Raw genomic sequence first — 15,289 nt, 5'->3', positions numbered from 1 at the left:
TCCGGAAGGCCCGGTGGGCTAAATGCGAACGTAGAGGCTCACGCCCGCGCGGAAGACGCCCAGCCCCGAACCGGAAACGGTGGGGTCCGCGGGGATGCTCTCGAAGCGGAACTCGCTGCCACGCTCGCCGTAGGGCACCTCGACGAAGGTCTGGACGAAGATGTCCCGGATGTCGAAGGGCGAGGAGTTGAAGGCCAGCCGTGACAGGTACGACGCATCCTGCACGTTGGCGATGGTGGTGAAGATGAGCGACAGCTGGGACACGCCACGCCGGCCGATGTTGACCTGCCCCAGGGCGTAGTAGCGGCCATGGAAGAGCGGCCGGAAGTCCCCCTGCGAACTCAGCCAGGGCAGGAAGGCGCGGTCGTCGTAGCCCAGCGGGTTGTGGAAGCCCTCCACCCGGATGACGGCGCGGTAGAGCTCGGCGAAGTTGAACGTGGCCGAAACGCCCGCGCTGACCAGCAGCTTGCGTCCCTCCAGCGTGCGCTCCACGAAGCTGTCGCCATCACGGGCCCAGAGCCGCGTGTTGCCGTCGCCCACCCAGGCCACCTCGGCGTTGAAGTCCAGCAGGCCCAGCGCCATCGTCGCGTCCAGGCCGTACCGGGGCCGGCGCGACTGGTCGAACACCGCCGTCGCGGCGATTTCGCCCGTGCCCACCGCCATCTCCGCGCGCACGCCACCGCCGTAGCGCACCCGCCGGAGGTCCTCGCTGACGTCCTCCACGTTGGCCGTGCCCAGGAGCGACAGGTTGGCGGCCATGGCCTCCCACGGCACCGTGAGGCGGACCATGTCGACGCCCGTGCGCAGGTCGAAGATGTTGAGCGGATCCGGGTTGGGCACCTGCAGGAAGTCGGTCGGGTTCCAGATTTGCGAGCTGCCCCAGCGAATCTCCTGGCGCCCGGCGGTGACGAACAGCCGCTGGGCGACGTCGAACTTCAGCCACATCTGGCCCAGCACGGCGGCGGGTCCGTTCGCCTCCGTGGACAGCGGGTCATACGCCAACCGGCCCATCATGAAGCCGCGCACGTGCTTCGACGGCGTCGCGTCCAGGTAGATGTCCGCGAGCGCGGGCAGGACGGGCTGGTACGACGTCTTCCCCTGGGAGCGCAGCCCCGTCACCTCCGCGCGCTGGAAGTAGATGCCGCCCACCGCGAGCACGTCCTGCTGACGCTCCTGCGCCGTCTCATGCCAGGGGTCCGCGGCCTCGCCTTCCGGGCCCTGCCAGCCCTCCACGATGGCGCCCGATGGACCGGCCGGCCGAGGCGCGGGAGCGGGAGCGTCCAGCAGGTCCTCGAAACCGTCGGGCGCACCGGCCCCGCTCGGGTCCACGGCGGCGGTGGCGAGCCCGGAGGCGGAGTCCGTGTCGGGCGGCAGCGTCCCCGTGGCGGGCGCCGCCCTCGGGGCATCCAGCGCCGCCGCCGCGGCCGGCACGGTGGCGCCTTCACTCCCGGCCGAAGCCATGGCGCCTCGTGCCGGGGCCGGGCTCTCGGAGGCCAGGGGCTCGGTGTAGCGCATCGACTTCACGCGCCGCTGCTTGTCGAGGAGCACGCTCAGCCCGCGCGCGCGGTAGTGCCACCAGCGCTGGCGCGCGGGCGCGGCTTCCTCCTCGTGACAGTCCGGGCCTGCCTCCGAGGCCTTCGCCGCTCCACAAGCGGGGCCGTACAGCGCGACGAGCCCCGCCAGCGTCGGTGGCTTCGTGGGCACCACCTCGATGCGGCGCAGCACGCCCTGCCGGGCGTCGAAGTGGAAGCGCGTGCTCCGGGTGCCTCCCGGCGCGGCCTTGCGCTGGTACGTCAGCACCACCGCGCCGTCCTCGTGGACCTGCCGGGTGGGCGGGCCAAAGGAGAGCAGGACCTGCTGGAGCGTCGTCGTGCCCGGCTCCGTGCCGTTCCAGGGTTCGGCGGACGCGGCAAGACTCCAGAGCAGGATGGCCGCGGCCAGGGCTCGAACGGGCAGGGGGGGCATCATCACAGGGGCCCCTGAGCGTATACGAGTCTCAATCAGCGATACATGTGTCGAAAATTTCTTAAGAAAGGGGACTCCGGATTGACAGGCCCCCCAGACAGCCGGACACAATCGCGCCCCCACCCCCCGACCCAGGAGGCCTCATGGCTTCGGAAGAGACCCTGTCCGCAGCGCCCGCCCACTCCGAGCCCGCCACTTCCGAGGCGGCGCACAACGAGGTCTCCACCGCGCCCGAGAAGCTGGATGAGATCGAGGAGATCGACTTCCTGCTCGAGGAGATCGAGAGCAAGATTGCTCCGCTCGCGCTGGCTTAAGGGTCGTGCGTTCCTACGTTGACGCCTTCTCTCCGTACTGGCACCCGGTCGCCTTCTCCAGCGCGCTGACGGCCGTTCCGCTCCCCGTGCAGTTGCTGGGGACGGAGCTGGTGCTGTGGCGGACGGGCTCGGGCGTGGCCGTGACGCACCGGCGGTGTGCGCACCGGGGCGCCGACCTCAGCCTGGGCGTCGTCACCCCGGAGGGGCTGCGCTGCGGCTTCCATGGCTGGACCTACGGCACGGACGGACGCTGTGTGCGGGTGCCGTCACAGCCCGCCGCGCCCATTCACGCCCGGGCACGCGTCCCCGCCTTCCAGGCCACGGAGCGGTACGGCCTCGTCTGGGTCTGCCTGTCCCCGGAGCCCGCCGCGCCGCTGCCGGAGTGGCCGGAGCTGGAGGACGGTGCCCTGGCCACCGTGCCTCTGCCGGTGCTGGAGTGGGACGTCGCCGCGGGCCGGATGATTGAGGTCGTCCTGGACGTGGCGCACCTGTCCTTCGTGCACGAGGGCACCTTCGGCAACCCGGAGCAGCCGGAAGTACCTCCCTATGAAGTGGAGCGGCGCGCCACCGGCGTCGGCGCGCGCATCGTCTATCCGGCGCTGGCTCCGGCGACGGATGGCCTGCCGCCCCGGGTGGATCGCACCACGCTCACCTACGACGTGACGCTGCCCTTCGCCGCGAGGCTGGCCTTCAAGCCCACGCTCTTCTACGTCCACACCGTCTACGCCATCGCCTCTCCGCTCTCCGAGGAGAAGATGCGGTGCTTCTACTTCGCCTCGTACCACCCCCGGCTGCGCAACCACTTCCCGGACATGTTCGTGAAGAGTGAGCTGGCCATCCTGGAGCAGGACCGGCGCACGCTGGAGGGCGTGCGTCCCCGGGCCCAGCCCCTGGACTTCGCCAGTGAGGTCCACACGCCCGCGGACCGCCTGCCCATCGAATACCGCCGGGGCGTCATCGCCCTGCGGCTGGGCAGGCCCGTGGACGGACCCGCCCCGGAATGAGGACCCACACCCCCATGCGCTCCCATCTCCTGTTCCTGCTGCTGGCGCTGAGCGCCTGTCAGCGCAACGAATCGCCGCCGCCACCCGCGAAGGCTCCGGCCGCATCCGCGCCGGCACCTCGTGCTCCCGCCGTCCCGCCCGTCACCGCGTCCGCGGACGCCGCGAAGCTGGAGCGGGGCCGGTACCTCGTGGAGAACGTGCTCGCCTGTGGCTCCTGCCACACGCCGCGCGACTGGGCTCGGTATGGAGGCCCCGCCTCCGGGCCCGCGCTCTCCGGCGCCTGCTGGGACGACCCGGCCTGGGAGCTGCCCGGTCGCGTCTGCGCGCCCAACATCACCTCCGATCCCGAGCACGGCATCGGCCGCTGGACGGATGAGGAGCTGATGCGAGCGCTGCGCGATGGCACCGGGCGCGACGGGAAGACGCTCTTCCCGCTCATGCCGTTCCTCCTCTACCGCGAGATGTCGGACGCGGACGCCCAGGCCGTGATTGCCTGGCTGCGTCAGGCCCCGGCCACCCCGCGCGCTTCGGCCCGCTCGGTCATCCCGGACGAGGTGTACGCGCAGTACAAGGACATGGCCGCGCCCATGAAGACGGCCGTGCCGGAGCCCGCCGCGGATGACGTCTCTCGCGGTCGCTACCTGGCCACCATGGCGCAGTGCGCCGCGTGTCACGCGGGCATGGACGAGGCGGGCACGCCCTTCGTGGGAGGACGTCCGCTGCCCACGCCGCACGGCCCGGAAGTCGTTTCCAATCTCACGCCGCATGCACGCGGACTGGGCGCCGTGGACGAAGCGGCCTTCGTCGCCCGCTTCACCGCCTTCAAGGACCTGGCACCCGCGCCCGCGCGGGCGGGCCAGGTGAACAAGCTCACCATGCCCTGGGGCTTCTTCGCCGGACTGGCGGAGGCGGACCTCAAGGCCCTCTACCGTTACCTGCGCACGGTGCCCGCCGTGGCCCCCGCCGCGCCGTCCGCGTCTGGCAAATGACCCATTCTGGCGCCACCTGGGAGCGTCCGGTAGACTCCCAGCGCGTCCCCTGAAAGCCCATCGTTGCGCGCCCTTCCCCCATGGTCGCGCGTGACGCGTGCCCCCATGAAATCTCTTTTCAAGCGACTGCTCCTGTCCGTGCTGGCGTGCTCCGCCGGCTGCGACGTCTTCAACATCGGCGACGCCGAAGGGACCCGTGGCCGCGGCGCGAGGGCGTTCGACCCGTATTCGAGCTCGGCCTCCGGCGCCATCTCCCTGTCCCTGCTGTACTTCAATGGCTGCGCCATCCTGCCCACCGGTGAGCCGGTGTCGGCCGGCTCGCTGGACCTGCCGGACTATCCGGCCACCTGCGAGGCCATGAACAGGATGGGCCAGCAGGTGCCGCCTTCGGCGCGGTTCGAGGTGACGCCGGGCGTCAGCTACTTCATCCGCGAGTTCACCGCGGTGGACGCCGTCTCCGACGTCCACACCGACTTCAAGAACCAGCACGCCCCGTCCTTCTGGATGCGCAAGGAGTCGCGCTTCAAGGACCTGGACTGGTCGGGCGTGACGGTGGGCCGGGACGAGTGGACGAACGACTTCGACTCCACCTTCCAGCGCGAGACGTACTACGAGAACGCCGCGTGGATGCGCTCGCTGGACGACACCTTCCTCATCGAGGTGCTCGACGCGGACGGCGCCGTGCGCACCTCCATCACCTACAGCCGCCGTGACTTCATGGGTGAGGGCGCCACCACGGGCCGCACGCGCGCCAGCTGGCTGGTGGCGGACCTGGCGCGGCCTCGCTTCCCGGGAGACCCGGAGGTGAGCCTGCTGCCGGACGGCACCGAGCCCACCTACAAGACGATGGTGAAGGCGTCCTTCTCCGGCGCCACCAACCCGTTCAAGACGCTGACCATGCCGCAGCTCTCCGGCGAGGGACTCATCCGCGTCACCTGGAGCCTGCTGCCCCTCAAGCCCTTCCTCTTCCCCATCGTCTTCACCCCCGAGGCGGAGCGTCCGGCCACCTGCTACCGGCTGGATGAAAGCGGGCTGGCCACCGACGAACAGGTGCCTTGTGGCTTCGGCCTGACGCAGGCGGTGCGCGTCAACCGCCCGGCCAACGGCAGCTACTTCATGCCCGGTGACTCGGTGGACTTCATGGTGTCGCTGCGCGACGGGGACGGCAACGGCCTGCATCCGCGCAACCGGATGCCCAGCTACAACGAGTACATGGGCGAGTCCTCCAACGGCCTCGCGTATTTCAACGAGGAGATGCTGCTGACCTACCGCGAGGCCAGCTCCTCGGAGTCCGGCTTCAAGGTGGTGGGCCCGCTGCAGGACCTGCAGGTGTCGCGCGGTTCCTACGCGCTGCCGTACTTCTCCTTCCCGCTGTTCAGCGAGCCGCACTTCTACCTGCCGCCCGGCTCCAACCTGCTCGCGGGTGGCGGTGATGCCCAGCCGCCCACGCACTACTCGGTGACGCTGCCGCCGAACGCGAAGGCGGGCACCTACGCCATCCTCCTCAAGGGGCACCGCACCTTCATGGGCGAGCGCCTCAACCGGCTGGACCCCTTCTTCTTCCAGGTGGGCCAGGCCCAGCCCACCACGTACCCGGGCCGCGTGGGCAACTGCCAAGTGTGCCACAACGGGGTGAACTCGCTGTCCAACGTGCACCACGGCATGTCCGTGGACCACGTGGAGGCGTGCAAGACGTGCCACATCGAGGAGGGCTACGGCTACCTGCCGGACATCATCCACCGCATCCACAACAGCTCGCGCAAGTACAACCAGAACAAGGGTGACTGCACCATGTGTCACCTGACGCGGGAGAGCACGCTGTGGCCCAGCCTGATGAGCTGCAATGGCTGCCACGTGGCGTCGCACGGCACGGAGTACTTCGACCTTCGCTTCGAGCCCATGCAGAACACGCCCAACGGCTACGGCAACTGCGCCGAGTCGTGCCACGTCACCACGCCGCCGGCCGAGCACATCCTCCCGCCCCGCTGAGCCCTCAGAGGAACGCCATGAAGGTTCGCTCTCTCATTGCCTCGACCCTGTCCGCCGCCGTGCTGAGCGCGTGCGCTGATAGCAGCGCACCGCCTCCGCCCAAGCTGGACGCCGAGGCGCCCTACACCGACCTGCCCGGCCGGCGGGTGCCCGTCTCCGGCGTCGTCTTCGATCCGGAGGCGATGTTCTACACCTTCGTCATGTGGCCGCCCGACCCGGAGGACCCGGAGGCCGGGCCGCCGCTGCCGGCGCTGCTGTATGGCATGCCCACGGTGATGCGCGCGTCCGTGTGGGGCGCGCAGGTCAGCATGGTGGGGCCCACCGGCGAGGTGGTCGACACCAGCGGCCCCGCGATGCCGCCCTGGGGCAACTTCCAGACGGAAGGCATTCCCTCCGACCCGACGGTGCCGTACCTCATGCGCGCCGAGCCCGCGCCCGGGCTCTCCGTGGGGGCCGCCGACATGTTCCCGGAGGAGGAGGGCCACGCGCCCATCCCCGCGGTGCCGTACTACGCCACCACCAGCCTGCGGCCCATCGCGGCCACCGGGACGCAGTGCCTCATCCAGTCGCCGGCCATCGTGGGCGAGGCGGGCGCGCTCGGCGCGCTGGCGCAGGTGATTTCCGAGGAGACCGGGACGTCCGTCTCCCCGGCCAGCCTGGCGGATGCCTCGTCGGGCCGCTCGGTGGCGCTGCTGTGGGTCTACTCGCCCAGCCCGGTGCTGGACGCGTTCCTGTTCCCCAGCGGAGACATCGCGGCGGAGACGACGGCGGGCACGCTGTACGCCATCGACTGGGCGCCGCCGGGCTCGTTCCCGGGCCAGACGGACATGGGCTACTTCGCGGTCCCCGACGGCATGAGCAGCCTGGGCTACTACGCCCTGGTGGTGCAGCCGGGCGCCCCGAGCGCGCTGACGGTGAGCTTCGTGGACACCCTGGAGGACGAGGAAGAGGGCCGGCCCTGGGAGGTGCCTCCCTTCTTCGTCGAGGGCCTGCCGCCGGGCGTGTCCTTCACGCGCCTGTTCGCCATGGAGGCCTCGCCGCCCGTGGAAGAGAACCCCTACGAGGAGCCCGCGCCGCCGCCGGACTTCGGCTTCCTCTGCTACCCAGAGGGGTGACGCACCCAGGCGCCCACGGCGCTCACCGCGAGGGCTCCACCGCGAGCCCGCGGAAGCGCACCGTGGGCTGCCCGAAGGACACCGGAAGCGGGCCGTGGTCCAGCTTCCGGCAGCCGCGCGTGGCGAAGAGGTTCTTCGTGTCCGCGCCCACCGCGTCGATGGCGGCCAGCGCCTCCAGCCCGTTGCCCCGGAGGATGCCGGGGCCCACGCGGCGCCCAGGCCGTCCGTTTCGAATCTCCCGCGCCTCCACGATGTAGAAGCTGAAGTCGCCCGACAGCAGGTCCATCTGCCGGGGCGTGAGGTGCTGCACCAGCAGCCCGTGCGGAATGTCCGCCATCAGCGCCTCCAGGTGGCCCTGGTGCGCGTCCACGCGCGTGTGGGCCATGCGAGGCAGGGGCGGGTGCCGGTAGCTGACGCGCCGTCCGTGTCCGTTGGGCAGGCGGCCCAGCGCGGCGGCGCTGCGAGCATCCAGCAGGGGCGCGTCCACCCGGCCCTCGCGGATGAGTGTCACCGGGAGCGCGGCATGGCCTTCATCGTCCCAGGCGAAGCCGAGCGCGCCGTGGCCATCCGTCGGGTCGTCCGAGACGCTGAGGTGCGCGCCGGCCACCTGCTGCCCCAGCCGTCGCGCCAGGTATGAGCCGCCGCGCGCGACGACGTCTCCCTCCAGGGGATGTCCGCACACCTCGTGGAAGAAGCAGCCGGAGGCGGCGCCCGGTGGAAAGACGATGGGCAGCACGTCGCGGGGGCAGGGCACCATGGGCGTCGTGTCCCACAGCTCCCGCGCCATGCCCTCCACGAGCGCTTCCAACGCGGGCAGCGCGGTGCGGGCCCCCGTGACGTCCGGCCAGGCGGCGCAGCGCCACAGCTCCGCCATGCCCGCGCCAGTGTCGTGGAAGGCCTTCACTTCGAGCAGGGCATGGCGCTGGTGGTCTTCTCTCTGGTGCGCGTCGCTGGCGGACAGCGTGCGCCGCTCCACTTCGCGCAGCAGCACGTCCAGGTGCTGGGCGCCCGCGGCCCGCGCTGTCGCCTCCAGTTGGCGGACGAGCGACACCATGGCCTCCGTGTCGCTCGCGAGCCGGGGCTCGGCGTCGAGCAGGGGGCGGGCCTGGTGTGCCAGCGCCTCCGGCATGAGGCCGTGCTTCCATCGGGCGCCGGCCACCTGGGCCCATCTCCAGGTCATGCTGTCCGGGGTGGCCTGTCCCATGGACCAGCCCTGGTCGAGCACGGGGGGGATGACGCGGAGCCCGGAACGCTGGTGGAGGACCTCGGTGACTTCGCGCCGCTCCACGAACCAATCCAAGCGAGTGTCCTCCGGCCGGGCACCACGCGGGCTGGCCGTGGCGTCGGTGACGCCCACCGTGAAACGGCGGGCACAGGTTCAGGAGCATACGCCAGACGGCGAGGTGGACCCATGCACGTGCCTGGATTGCGTGCACGCACGGACGGTTGAACCACCGATACGGATTCCGCGCGACAACGCGGAGCGTCCCCACGCGAGGACGGAGACCGGTATCCTCGCGAGCAGTCCCAGTGTGTGTCGGCGGAGGCAGTGGATGCGGGGCGGTTCCGGTTCCGAGGAGGACAGCGGGGTGGCGGCATGCGCGGGCCTTCAGCCTCGCGAATGGCTGACGTCCGCTGGCGAAGCGCTGGAGGCCTTCACGCGGCACCACGCTCCCTCGCAGGCCGAGCTGTTCCTCGCCGCGGAGCGCAGGCTGTCGTTCGAATACGACGCGGGGACGGGGCGCTCCATCGTCAACCAGGGGGAGACCCTGGATGCCATGGCGCGCGTGAGCTGGGACGCGCGGCAGGGCATGCTGACCGCGCCGGTGGGTGAGGCAGGCGCGCTGCCGTTGCTCCTGGAGCGCACCGCGAGGCAGGCCACTTCAGGACGTGCGAGTCCGCTGCCAGCGCTACCAGCTCAGAGCGATTCCCCGAGTGTCTCGAATCCTCCTCCGCTCCAGCCGGAGCGCGCGGCGCGCCGGATGAAACACTTCATCGAGACCGCCGTGCCCCCTGGCAGCGTCGTGCAGGCCGCGCTGCTCACCCAGGTGTCCACGTGGCGCGCCCTGGTGCGCGCCAATGGCGCGCGCCGTGCTCGCACGGAATGGCGCGAGGAACTGTTCGTGCGTTGTGAGACGCCGCGAGGCGCCGTGGTGGACGCGGTGGCGTTTCCCGAAACAGCGGCGGACGACACGGTCATCATTATTCCGCTGCGCCATCGACTCGCGGAGGCGGTAGATGCCCTCACGGGCCCCGCGGAGTCGCTGGACCGCGACCTCCCCCTGGTGCTGCGGCCGGCGGTGGCCGCGCCGCTCGCGGCGGGGCTCATCTGGTTGCTACGGGGCGACGTGGCCGCCGCCACGCCCGCGCTGGCCCGGGCCGTGGGGCGCAAGGTGTTCCCCTCGGTCCTGAGCGTGGTGGATGACCCGAACCACCCCACGGGCACGCGGCGCGTATCCATGGATGACGAAGGACTCTCCACGGACACGCTGTCGCTGGTCGACGCGGGCGTGCTGCGAGGCTTCCTTCACGCCTCCGACACCGCATCGCGGCTCGGCGCGCCGCTCAACGGGCGCGGCTTCCGCACCACCCTGTCACCCCCCACGCCCGAAGCCGTGAATCCCTCCCTCGTGCCCGGAGAGATTGCCGTGCTCCCCGCGCACTACACGGAACTCGTCGCGCGCGTGGAGACCTTCACCACCATGCCGCGTCCCGGCACCGTCACGTTGGTGGCGGGCGGCTGGGAGGTCCGCGACGGCCGTCGTGTGCGCCGCATCGCTCCGGTGGAACTGGAGCTCCCCGTGCTGGAGACCTTCCGCGCGCTGCGCGGCGTGGGGACGGACCTGACCTTCTTCCCCACCGCCGAGGGCTGTGGCACGCCGACGCTCGTCTTCCCGCCCCTGCTATCGGGTGCCCAGGGAGGGCAGGCGGCCAGGTGATGCCCACGTCCCTGGGGGCGGCGCGGGGCCAGCCAGGCGACGCCCGCCCGCTCGCCCTGCGAGCAGGACGCGCGCGGCCTCCGAATCCGGTGCATGCTGCGCGCACGACGCTGGGCCGCCGGTACGAGGCCCCCGGGCCCAGGGAGGCGGCGTCACGGGAGGACACGGATGTCGGGTCAGTCGCTGGCGGCGAAGATGCTGGAAGGGGCGCGGGAGTGGGCGAAGCGATTGCCGAATGCGCTCTCCAACGACATGGCGGTGGACGTGAGCCGCAGGCGGGTGCGCCTGTCGCATGCGCGCGTGGAGACCGTGGTGAGTCAGCTGCTGGCCCGGCTGAAGAACTTCGAGCTGCGGGAGTGGTCCTCGCGGGAGAACGTCTATGACATCCGCTTCTCCGTGCACGGCTGGAAGCTGCGCGTGGAGACGGCGCTGGAGCGCGTGGAGCTGGCCTCCGGGCGCTACCGGCTGTGGTTGAAGACGCCCGGCGTGGTGGAGCTGGAGGAGTCCCGCACGGCGTCGTCGCTGATGATGGGCGTGCTTCGCGCGGGGGCGGGCCGGGCCGCGATGCGGGTGTTGGCGGAGCGGCTGCTGCCGCCCGGCATTCGTTGGGATGGTCAGGTGTTACAAGTGGAAGGGCCGTTGCCCGAAGAGGGCGTGCTGCCCGCCCGGCTGTTCGACTCGGCCTCCCTGGCCATGACCGCCGAGCATCAGTCCGAGGGCTTGTGGCTGGCCGCCGAGGCCTGGCCCGGGCTCATGGACCTGCTCCAGGTGGTGTTTGGCACGGAACTTCCGCGCACGCCCCCCGGCGCCTAGCGGGTCAGGCCAGGAAATCAGCGCCTGGCTGCTCCTCGTTCCGGGAGGGCGGGGGGCCAGTGGTGTCCAGGAATGTGCCCTCCAGGGCGCTCCCCAGGGGCCGCGGGCGCCCCCACATTGAAGGAACGTCCGGCGATGAAGGGGCGTCAGACGATTTTCGGGGCGTGGTGCCACGAGTCAAGGGGCTGGAATTCTTCGGTTCTACGCCACGTTTCCTTCACGCGGCGAACAGCCGGTGGAGATTCGGGGCCTTCCACATTCGACATTGGCCCCTCGACAGGCTAGAGGCTGCCTGTCTCGCTCTATGGGACGGGCTGCGGTCTCGCGCCGCACGCAGAAAGAAGAAGAAACATGGCAACTGGCACCGTGAAATGGTTCAACGACGCGAAGGGCTTTGGCTTCATCGCCCAGGACGACGGTGGGGCCGACGTGTTCTGCCACCACACCGCCATCCAGACGGATGGCTTCCGTACCCTGGCCGAAGGCCAGAAGGTGGAGTTCGAGACCCGGAAGGGCCCCAAGGGCCTCCAGGCCGAGAACGTCCGCGTCGTCGGCTGAGAGCTCAGGCTCAGCACCATCAGCCCGGTCTCCTCACTGCGAGGCCGGGCTTTTGTTTTCAGCGAGGGAGGCTCAATGCAAGGCAGATCCACGAAGCGCCAGAAAGAGCAGGCGCGCAAGCAGCACCAGCAGGAGAAGAACGCGAAGCGCGAGGAGCGCAAGAAGGTCAAGTCCGAGCGCGGGCCGCGCCAGCCGGGTGAGGTCGACCCCGATATCGCGGACATCATCCCCGGTCCCCAGCCGCCGCTGGAGATTTGAGCCCAGTATCGTGCCGCCTGGGCTTGCCACGTCGTCAGTGGTGCCCAGGGCAACCTTCCGGGACGGCGCCTCCGCCCCCGGGAGGACGCAGTATCCACTTCCCCTCACGTCAACGCAGCCAGCGCTCCTGGGCCGCCTTCACGGTCCGGCGGCGCGCAGCACCTCGGCGCGGGTGATGTGGTCCAGGCGGAAGTGGCGGCGCTCCCCGGTGGTGAGGTCCTCCCCGTCGACGCGTGTCTCATGCCGGTTCATGATGACGGACATCACCCGCACGTCGCGGACCGTCTCCAGGAAGTTGCTGTCGACGTAGGTGATGCGCAACGGCTGCTGTTCGAACCACGCCCGCTCCAATGCTTCCCGGACGGGCTTCTTGCTCGGCAGTGACGGCACGCCGATGAACGCCAACTCCCTCAGCCGGGTGAGCAGCTCGCGCTGGGCGGAGGTGGAGAGCGCCGCGCGCACCTTGTCCAGCGCCGACTCCAGCGTGCCCGCGAAGGGCATCAGCCGCATGTCGATGGCGAAGCGCCCCAGCGCGACGATGAGCGCCGCCTCGCGCGCGGTGAAGTTCACCGGCGGCAGGCTGTAGCTGCGATCCAACGCGTAGCCACCGCCACGGCCGCGCTCGGCGGACACCGGCATCGACGAGGCGCGCAGCGAATCCAGGTCCCGGTAGATGGTCCGCACCGTGACGCCGAACCGCTCGGCGAGCACTTCCGCCGTGACACCGGTACGGCGGCCCCGGAGGTATTCGGCGAGGGCGAAGAGACGCTCGGTGCGCTGCATGGAGAGGAAACCTGACATACCACTGTCACTCCCCTCCCTCAAGCTGACGTGATGTCCCTGGAGCAACGTGCCTTGCATCCCACGCCGCGAGCGGCTTGCATCGCGCGCGTTCGCGGCACTTCCGCCCGGAGGGACTCCATGGAGGACGAGTGGCTCTGGGGCTGGGACCCCACGCCGGGCATCGTCTCCGTGTGGGCGGAGCCCGACGGCCGCGCCTTCGTCTGGCGCCGCGTCCCGAAGACGGGGGAGCTGCTTCGCGAGGACGTGCGCTTCCGCCCGTGGCTGCTGCTCGCGTCCCTGGAGGACCTGGCGCACCTGGGGCCTCGGCTGCGTCCGGAGTCGGATGGCCCCGCGCGCTACCGGGTGACGTGGCAGGAGCTCGAAGGGCCCGGGGCGTTGCGCTACCTGGTCCGCGGAGATGACGGCCGCGCGCTCACCAGCGCGGTGCTGGAAGGCGCCTCACGTCGCCTGGGCCAGCCGGTGAGTCACCTGAAGGAGCTGGGCGCGAACACGGTGCTGGCGCTGCCTCCGGAGGAGCAGTACCTCACGATGTCGGGCCGCACGTATTTCCGCGACCTCGCCTTCGATGCGCTGCGCCGCATGCAGTTCGACCTGGAGACCACCGGGTTGGACCCGGCGCACCACCGCGTCTTCCTGGTGGCGCTGCGAGGCCCGGACGGCGCGACGGAGACACTCGAAGCCCAGGGGGATGACGACTCGGCGGAGGCGGACCTGCTCTACCACCTGGCGGAGCGCGTGCGCGCCTGGGACCCCGACGTCATCGAGAACCACAACCTGCACGGCTTCGACCTGCCGTTCCTCGCGCGGCGAGCCAGACACCTGGGTGTGTCATTGGCGCTGGGGCGCGCGGGGGCACCGGGCTTGCGGCACCGCCCGTCCGCCAGGGGGGCCGCGCTGGGGCGGCCCGTGCCCGGCGCGCCTCCGGATGCGATGCGCCGCGCGCGCTACACCGTGCCCGGCCGTGAGTTCATCGACACGCTGGACGCGGTGCTGCGGCATGACTTCTCCACGAGGGATTTGCCGGGCCATGGCCTCAAGGCCGTCGCGAAGCACCTGGGTCTGGCGGGGCCCGAGCGCGAGCACATCCCCGGTGCCCGCGTGTATGACGTCTTCCGCACGGACCCGGCGCGCGTGCGGCGCTATGCGCGTGATGACGTGACGGAGGCGGGCGGCCTCGCGAGGATGCTCGGGGGCGCGGCCTTCGCGCTCGCGCGCATGGCGCCCCGCCGCTACGAGCGGCTGGCGGACGCGGGGCCGGCCACCGGCGTGTTGGACCCGCTGCTCGTCCGGGCCTATCTCCGGGAGGGCGCGGCGCTGCCCTCGCACCAGGAGGGGGATGGCACGTCGCACAGCGGCGCGGCGCTCCACCTGTTCGCCACGGGCGTGGCCCGGCGCATCGTGAAGGCGGACGTCGCCAGCCTCTATCCCTCCCTGATGCGCCAGTACCGGATTGGCCCCAAGCGGGACCGGCTGGGCGTGCTGCTGGCGTTGGTGGACCGCCTGGTGGACCAGCGGTTGGCGGCGAAGGGCAGGGCGCGTGTCGCGGCGCCTGGCTCGCAGGAGCGCTTCACGAACGAGGCGCTGTCGGCGGCGATGAAAATCGTCGTCAACTCCGCCTACGGCTATCTGGGCGCGGTGGGGCTCACGCGCTTCTCGGACGTGCACGCGGCCAACGAGGTGACGCGCCAGGGCCGCGAGGTGCTCGGCCTCCTCTGCCGGGAGCTGGCTCGCCGGGGCGTCACGCTGCTGGAGGCGGACACGGACGGCGTGTACTTCGCCGTCCCGGAGGACTGGCGGGAGGCCGACGAGCGCCGGGTCGTCTCGGAGGTCGCCGCGCTGCTCCCGCCCCGCGTGCAGTTGGAGTTCGACGGGCGCTACGCCGCCATGTTGTCGCACGAACCGAAGAACTACGCGCTCCAGCCGTATGACGGACCGTTGGTGCTCCGGGGCGTGGCCTTCCGCTCCAGCCGCGCGGAGCCCTTCGGCGAGGCCTTCCTGCGCCGCGCGCTGCGCTGTCTCCTGGCGGGAGACATCCCGGGCGTGCGTGAGGTGTACGTCGCGACGGTGATGGCCCTGCGCCGCCGGGAGCTGCCCACGCCGGAGGTCTGCGCGCACGTCCGCCTGACGAAGACGGGCGCCCAGTACCTCGCCCTCCGGCCCCGCCGGCGCGAGCTCCCCTACGAGGCCATGCTGGCCAGCGGCCGGAAGGAATGGCCCTTGGGTGAGCAGGTCCGCGTCTACCGCGCCGTGGGCGGCCGGGCGGGTCTGCTCCCCATTCCGGAGGCGGATGACCCGGGCACGGCGCGGCCCCTGTCACGCGAGGAGGACCCGCGCGACTACGACGTGGAGTACTACGTGCGGCTCCTGCGAGAGACGTTCGCCGCGCGGCTGGTGCGCGCGCTGACGCCGGAGGACTTCCGGACGGTGTTCGACGACCCTGGTCAGCCCTCCCTCTTCGCGCCCTCGCTCGAGGACGCGAAGCCCATTCTCACGGTGCTGACGGAGCCGCCGGCCGCGCCGGAGGGGGCGTAGCCGCGCGCG

Annotated in this window: 13 protein-coding genes; 10 read left to right on the top strand and 3 right to left on the bottom strand. The window is 71.1% G+C overall.

Annotated elements, in window-relative coordinates; all coding sequences use genetic code 11:
* Window positions 1-18: 18 nt before the first annotated feature.
* Window positions 19-1,968, bottom strand: coding sequence for a hypothetical protein (locus BLU09_RS00315; RefSeq protein ID WP_090484197.1), 1,950 nt, complete (start codon window positions 1,966-1,968; stop codon window positions 19-21).
* Between the two features lie 140 nt (window positions 1,969-2,108).
* Between BLU09_RS00315 and BLU09_RS38070 the strand changes: the two genes are divergently transcribed.
* The 5 genes from BLU09_RS38070 (at window position 2,109) to BLU09_RS00295 (ending at window position 7,376) form a co-directional block, all read left to right on the top strand.
* Complete coding sequence (locus BLU09_RS38070) at window positions 2,109-2,279, top strand: Xan family putative trans-acting RiPP leader peptide (protein WP_143043095.1); 171 nt, start codon at window positions 2,109-2,111, stop codon at window positions 2,277-2,279.
* Between the two features lie 5 nt (window positions 2,280-2,284).
* Window positions 2,285-3,283, top strand: coding sequence for an aromatic ring-hydroxylating dioxygenase subunit alpha (locus BLU09_RS00310; protein ID WP_090484195.1), 999 nt, complete (start codon window positions 2,285-2,287; stop codon window positions 3,281-3,283).
* Between the two features lie 14 nt (window positions 3,284-3,297).
* The gene (locus tag BLU09_RS00305; protein ID WP_090484193.1) at window positions 3,298-4,272 is read left to right on the top strand and encodes a c-type cytochrome; all 975 of its coding nucleotides are present in this window, start codon (window positions 3,298-3,300) and stop codon (window positions 4,270-4,272) included.
* Between the two features lie 105 nt (window positions 4,273-4,377).
* Complete coding sequence (locus tag BLU09_RS00300; RefSeq protein ID WP_244171321.1) at window positions 4,378-6,261, top strand: hypothetical protein; 1,884 nt, start codon at window positions 4,378-4,380, stop codon at window positions 6,259-6,261.
* 17 nt (window positions 6,262-6,278) lie between these two features.
* Window positions 6,279-7,376, top strand: coding sequence for a hypothetical protein (locus tag BLU09_RS00295; RefSeq protein ID WP_090484190.1), 1,098 nt, complete (start codon window positions 6,279-6,281; stop codon window positions 7,374-7,376).
* 22 nt (window positions 7,377-7,398) lie between these two features.
* On the opposite strand, the gene BLU09_RS00290 is transcribed toward BLU09_RS00295, so the two are convergent.
* Complete coding sequence (locus tag BLU09_RS00290; protein WP_244171320.1) at window positions 7,399-8,676, bottom strand: TldD/PmbA family protein; 1,278 nt, start codon at window positions 8,674-8,676, stop codon at window positions 7,399-7,401.
* 253 nt (window positions 8,677-8,929) lie between these two features.
* Between BLU09_RS00290 and BLU09_RS00285 the strand changes: the two genes are divergently transcribed.
* The 4 genes from BLU09_RS00285 to BLU09_RS00270 all read left to right on the top strand — a co-directional run bounded on the left by BLU09_RS00285 (window position 8,930) and on the right by BLU09_RS00270 (window position 11,944).
* Entirely contained in the window at window positions 8,930-10,315 is a 1,386-nt protein-coding gene (locus BLU09_RS00285; protein ID WP_244171319.1) for a metallopeptidase TldD-related protein, read from the top strand.
* 168 nt (window positions 10,316-10,483) lie between these two features.
* Window positions 10,484-11,128: a hypothetical protein gene (locus tag BLU09_RS00280; RefSeq protein WP_090484184.1), complete on the top strand. Its 645-nt coding sequence runs from the start codon at window positions 10,484-10,486 to the stop codon at window positions 11,126-11,128.
* Window positions 11,129-11,479: 351 nt separating this feature from the next.
* Window positions 11,480-11,686, top strand: a complete 207-nt coding sequence (locus BLU09_RS00275; protein ID WP_011551728.1) for a cold-shock protein — start codon at window positions 11,480-11,482, stop codon at window positions 11,684-11,686.
* Window positions 11,687-11,761: 75 nt separating this feature from the next.
* Window positions 11,762-11,944 (top strand): hypothetical protein, encoded by a 183-nt coding sequence (locus BLU09_RS00270; RefSeq protein WP_011551729.1) that lies wholly within the window; start codon window positions 11,762-11,764, stop codon window positions 11,942-11,944.
* Between the two features lie 138 nt (window positions 11,945-12,082).
* On the opposite strand, the gene BLU09_RS00265 is transcribed toward BLU09_RS00270, so the two are convergent.
* Window positions 12,083-12,727 (bottom strand): helix-turn-helix transcriptional regulator, encoded by a 645-nt coding sequence (locus tag BLU09_RS00265; RefSeq protein WP_090486903.1) that lies wholly within the window; start codon window positions 12,725-12,727, stop codon window positions 12,083-12,085.
* Between the two features lie 138 nt (window positions 12,728-12,865).
* On the opposite strand from BLU09_RS00265, the gene BLU09_RS00260 reads away from it, so the two are divergent.
* A complete protein-coding gene (locus tag BLU09_RS00260) occupies window positions 12,866-15,280 on the top strand; it encodes a DNA polymerase domain-containing protein (RefSeq protein WP_090484181.1) in 2,415 nt (804 codons plus the stop codon).
* Window positions 15,281-15,289 lie beyond the last annotated feature (9 nt).

Origin of the sequence: Myxococcus virescens, from assembly GCF_900101905.1 — a bacterium.
GTDB classification, from domain to species: Bacteria; Myxococcota; Myxococcia; order Myxococcales; family Myxococcaceae; genus Myxococcus; species Myxococcus virescens.
Note: the sequence above shows the minus strand (reverse complement) of the source record. Positions and strands in the feature narration are given on the sequence as shown.